The sequence below is a fragment of the Vibrio sp. PNB23_22_6 genome (assembly GCF_052877535.1).
On sequence record NZ_JBNFXP010000051.1, the window covers coordinates 1 to 5,290 of the forward strand.

Sequence of the window (5,290 nt, forward strand, 5' to 3'; positions counted from 1 at the left end):
CCGGAAAAAGACCGGACTTTTCTACTGATATGCCAAGCTGAAATAACCAGAAAAATAAGCAGATATTAATGAGGTATAGATTACTGATGAGTTAGTCATTAGTGATTAATTTCATTAACTAATGTTCTGGGAGATTTTGATGAATCAAGCTAAAACAAAGGATTCGAGTGCAGACACGGTAGACCCATTCTCAAATATTGTGCTATCAGGGGAGGCTGAAAAACTCGGTGTGAAAGCTCAGGGAAAAATTCACTATGAGGTTGCTCTACATGGAGAGAATAACCAACATTACTTTCGTATCGCAGGTCAAACTGAAAAAGGTCTGCATTCTAAGCAATGGATTTTGTTGTCTTCTTTATTTGAATTGATCGAATCGCAGGGTGATCAGCCGTGGAAAAGTCAAATTTATAAGGCGCTATTTTCAGCAGGCTCTGCTAACAACCATGCTTTCTGTGCTGCGATTATCAGAAAATTAGGACTCGCAACGAGATCACCGTCTTCGCTCTATTTACATGTAATTCCTGTTAGTTATCAAGCAAATAAAGAGGCATTGATGGCGTTGGGTAACGCTAAGTCAATCTCACGTAAAAAGCAGAATATGGAGAACATGGAATGACCGTCGTAGGTAAAAAAAGAGCAGCGTCAGTGGGGTATCCAGATAAACACACGCCAACCCGATTTGAGTTTGATCTGAGTGAAAGTGGAGCTCGTAAAGGTATTGCTATAGGTATTCTGGTATCTTCAAAAATTCCGCATCCATTGGCTGTTCCCGCTGGGGCAGTCATAGGGGCCGTGTTGGGTGCCATTTTTGGGAAAGCTGATTAGCCGATTGAAGTAGGGATGAATATCTCTACTTTTTTTGCTGGTATGAACAAAGTGGAAAGGCTGAGTGTTGATAAACGAGATGATGGAAGTTGATTTTTATCTCCCTACATCAATGAATGTGAAATTTTTAACTTACTAAAACGAACTCGTTAAGAAATTCATCGGTCCCATCACTACTTTGATCATTCACGGTTTCATACAAGCGACTACGCGATAGGTCGTCAGCGTAAGGGGCACCAGCTCCGTATTTTTTCTCACTGGAGTAGCTAAGTGATGCGATACCTGCGGAAAGCAAGCTAGCCAGTTCCATATCTGCCAGTTCTAAAATATTTTCATCACACAGAGATTGGAACACTTCGCAAATACATGGGGGTAAACTAAATTGCTCCTCTGTGACGAAATCTATCGTTGATGTTGCTTCATAACTCAAGCGCTGTTCGTCTGAGATAGTCTTGATTTTATCAGCAAGTGCAGGATGGATATCTTTCAGTAGAGCTAGGTTAATTGAGGCTTTTACTGTTACTTCTGCGTTATCTGGCTCTGAAAGATTAAACCAGCCAGTGGCATCAACTTCTACAGTAAAGGCATTCATTAGCTTATGGGCAATTTCAATCGCATTCGGTGAAGCAGCTCCTCCCCAGCTTACAGGAATCAAAATATCGGGGAAGTCTGTGTTTCCAAGGTTAATCGTATCTGCTTCTGCATCATGCTTGTAGAATGCTTCATTAATCTCAATACATTTTGTCAAAGCAGTTTGATAGTTGTTATTTTTCATTGTGTTATTCCTTTAAGTGATATTGTTTGAATAAATGGTTTAACCAAGGAGTTCGCAAACAAGGCGGTTTGCTTCCTCTTGGTCGATGGGTGTATCAGCTTCGTCATTTGGAATGTCATTATTAATGTCATCGTCAAATGAATCATCTTCAACATCGTCCCAAATATTTGGGCTTGGGATGTGTAGTGGTTCGCTAATGCTTTCACTATGAGCCTCGACGGTGTCGACGGTTTCTAGTGGTTGAACAATGAGCTTACGACCATTAGTGCCACGAGTTCCGCCCGACACGACCTCTACACCTTGCTTGGTTAGTTGCTCTGTAAGGCGGTTTAGCTTGTTCGACATGGCAGAGGCATTAAGAGGCCATTGTTTAGGTAAGCGGCCCAGTGTCTCTGCATAGCTCGTAAGTTGTTTATGTACCTCCGTGGGATTTCCTTCAAATTGGCCGTACTCGCCGACGATGGCGACGATAGTTGCAAGCACGGCATCATGCTCAAGCGCTTGATGTTTGAGTGCATCTTGCTGTACCTGATGGACGTGCCTTTGTAGTAATTGATTTTCTATACCCACAGCCGATTCAAAAGCGGCAAGCCAGTGACAGAAGTCACCTGCACGATGTTCCAAAATCGGTTCGATTAATCCTTTAAGGTTCATTGCGCTAGCTGATGTTTCTAGCAACCAACTTTGTGCTTCCGTCAACATAGAGTCTAGGATGCGGAAAATTTCGGTATCGCTCGAATAGCTGATAGCGGGTTTATCGGCTTTTAGGAAGAGGGAACGGGTAGTTAAGTCATACTGTTTCGCAAACTCTATCGACGTCAGTATGAGGGGTTGATGCAATTGAGTATTTACGATTTCGTTGTTGGTATACAACCTGCGGTCAGATACAGTATTGCCGGTTGCGACACCACACAGTGCATTTGATAATTCGGTATTGATTGCTCCGCAATTATCAAAGCACAACACGTAGTCCTGCGCTGCATTAGCAACTAGATCTTTCGCTGATTTTGGTTGAGATTTAACGCTGGTTTCTCCCAAGCCGAGAAGCTTTGTGATCAGACGCGCTACAGTCGTTTTTCCTGTCCCAGCCTCGCCATACAAGTAAAGGATAGGGAATGTTAGTCCGTTACTACGCGGGTGGGTTAGGATAAATGAAGCGTAAGCCATTGTGAGCATGAACTTTTCATACGATAGATTGCTGAATAGCTCATGCAGTTTTGTTGGTGTGTCTTTGGTACTGGCCTCCTTGTTGTAAGTTAAAGCGCCATTATTCGGAGCCCATTTGAACGTGACCTCAGTCACCTCATTGACGTAATCAACACTGCCATTGGTGATAGATAGTGCAGTTCCATCAGGACAATGAGTATTTAGTATCACGCCTTGCTCTGGAAAATCGTCATTAATGTAACTATTGAACACTGAAATATGGGCTTCATCCCCCTGTATTGTGGCGTTCAGTTTGAGAGCATCAATGGCACTATTTAGATCGCGTTGAGTAAGAGATATTGCACCCGCAGAACGGGCTGCTTGCAAAAAGATCCCTTGTGCCTCTTTACTATCTAGTGGAATGGCGTAGTTCACCGCATCGCCACCAATGAGTAATGCCCCTTGTCCGTCATGTAGTGCTATAGCGCAATGGTTACTTGCTTGCTCTAGTGCTTGTTCTGCTGCCTCCCCTGAAATTTTGTTGCTGCTAGATTTGATGGTTTGCGTTAAGTGAACACTAATGATTTTTGCTAGGCGGCTAAATGGTTTCGTATTCGTTACGCTATTTTTCTTTTTGAATTTCATGATTGTTCTCTAATTCTAATGTGGTGTAGATACCTCATCTTCACGTTCACTAAGTAACTGGAAACCTGGGCCTAAGACAGATTCTGATACGTCAGCCATAGCTTGTTTTGCCATGATTTCAGTGTTCATATCGTCAATGTCGGCTTCGATACCTATTGCATCATGAATCGCGAAAAGGAGGGGGATGTGAAGTTGATTTAGCTTGATACAAAGCAACCTGAGCATTCGTGCGCAGATGGCTTGTACAAAGAAGTTACGAATTGAAGTGTGCTTGGTGTTAGCCGTTATGGTTCGCTTAAAGCCTATGACTTCGGCATACCCAAGGGAGCGAGCTTCATTTACTTTGTGGTCGAGGTATTGGTTGACCTTAAAGAAAATATGTTTGAGTTCGTTATCCCAAACCGTCGCCACCGTCGGCGTTACCCGAAACTTTTTTGCTATTCCATGTGGTGTGCAGCCATAGAGATGACTGATACACAGCACTTTAAACTGCTTTCGGTCTAGGTCCGAAAATAGCTTGGAACGGCGTTGAAGTTCGGTATAAAGATCGCCCTTGAGATAAGCATTCCAAAGTTCTTTGTCGCCAGCGAGTGCAGCGAGTGACGCAGGTTCTTGAGAGCACCAATCTAAGGTAATGATCTTTTTGCCTTTGGGTGGCTTTAACAAATAGTGGCGAGCATCTTTAGGCAGATAGATAAACGAACCGCCTTTTGGGGCTTCTCGTCCACTGGATGCAGCGAATGGATTCGGGTAGTCAAAGTGCATTCCCCGATGATTTACATTAAAGCGAAGTAAACTCCGATATCTGTAAAAAGAGAGGGCGCGATATAACTTCTGAGCGAGCGCTACTGGCGCGTGTTGAAGTTGTTCCCTTTCGACACTTAACGAACCATTTTTAGACTTGGGCCATTTCGACCACTCAGAGGGCAACAGATGAGGGGTAGGGTCCTCAATTGTTATCTCCTGATTTTGGTCTATACATATCAGCCCTAGTTCTAGCAGTTCATCGTGGTCTGCTTTGAAACGTTCAATACGGCTTTGGCACTTGAGCAAACGACCTATGTGTATTGGTATTCCACGTTGGTAGCGTTCTACACAGCTAAAAATATAAGCCTTGGCATCTTTATCAAATACATCTGATTTGTGCTTGGTGTATTCGCTCAACTGCTTCGTTAAAGTTGTTGATGGAATATCTTTGCAGTCATCGTATGAAGCAACGAGTCGGCATAACTCGTTTGCTAATGATGTATTTTCCGGTGGATGGCAGACAGATAGATGTTTTGCGAGTGCGAACTTATACGCTGCTTGCTTTGCGCTGTTCAACTTCATAGAATTAGAGAACTCAGCATCATTACGATGCTGAGGTTCTTTAGCATGATAAGATTGCATTGAATCCTCTATTACTTCATTGGTTCTCGACGCCAATCATTAACCAATGAAGCATTATTCAGCCTCTCCAAATTGTTAAAGAGCAGGTTACTTTTTGAGGGGCGGCAACCCCTTGAAAGGTAACTTATATCGACGTTCAACCTGCCGATGTCGAGCATCATGCCACATATTTTTCTAAGTGCAATACGCAGAAAGTGCCCTCAAATTTAACATTTAACGACACTCGTACACATATTTCTAGCGGGTTAAATACCGAGATATTCCTTAATTTTCCAACAAGAATAATTCGGTTTTAGTCGTAAAAATGGTCTTGGTATAAGAAGAAGCCACGAAATACTTTTTCTGTTCAAAAAGTAGCCATCCGCTATAAATGAAAATTTGATGATTTTGATTTGTTAAGTAATGTAAGTAAATGTTTTCAGGTTGAGTTTACGTTCTAAAAAATAAATGAATTTTTTTTAGGAAATGATTCGTTTGCTGATTTTTTGAACTGTGCGGTGTGTGGAAAAT

5 protein-coding genes are annotated in these 5,290 nt (G+C 42.4%); 2 read left to right on the top strand and 3 right to left on the bottom strand.

What is annotated here, in order from left to right; genetic code table 11:
• Window positions 1-139 precede the first annotated feature (139 nt).
• The gene (locus ACVA54_RS19450) at window positions 140-616 is read left to right on the top strand and encodes a hypothetical protein (RefSeq protein ID WP_446649882.1); all 477 of its coding nucleotides are present in this window, start codon (window positions 140-142) and stop codon (window positions 614-616) included.
• Entirely contained in the window at window positions 613-825 is a 213-nt protein-coding gene (locus tag ACVA54_RS19455; RefSeq protein ID WP_446649883.1) for a hypothetical protein, read from the top strand. Before ACVA54_RS19450 ends, ACVA54_RS19455 begins: the two co-directional genes overlap by 4 nt.
• A 127-nt stretch (window positions 826-952) precedes the next feature.
• Here the strand turns inward: ACVA54_RS19455 and ACVA54_RS19460 are convergent, their stop codons facing one another.
• The 3 genes from ACVA54_RS19460 to ACVA54_RS19470 are packed head-to-tail and all read right to left on the bottom strand — an operon-like array spanning window position 953 to window position 4,780.
• Window positions 953-1,600, bottom strand: a complete 648-nt coding sequence (locus ACVA54_RS19460) for a hypothetical protein (RefSeq protein ID WP_446649884.1) — start codon at window positions 1,598-1,600, stop codon at window positions 953-955.
• 39 nt (window positions 1,601-1,639) lie between these two features.
• Window positions 1,640-3,391 carry a hypothetical protein gene (locus ACVA54_RS19465; protein WP_446649885.1) on the bottom strand — a complete coding sequence of 584 codons (1,752 nt, stop codon included), beginning with the start codon at window positions 3,389-3,391 and terminating at the stop codon, window positions 1,640-1,642.
• A 15-nt stretch (window positions 3,392-3,406) separates the two neighbouring features.
• Window positions 3,407-4,780, bottom strand: coding sequence for a DNA polymerase (locus ACVA54_RS19470; RefSeq protein ID WP_446649886.1), 1,374 nt, complete (start codon window positions 4,778-4,780; stop codon window positions 3,407-3,409).
• Window positions 4,781-5,290: the final 510 nt, after the last annotated feature.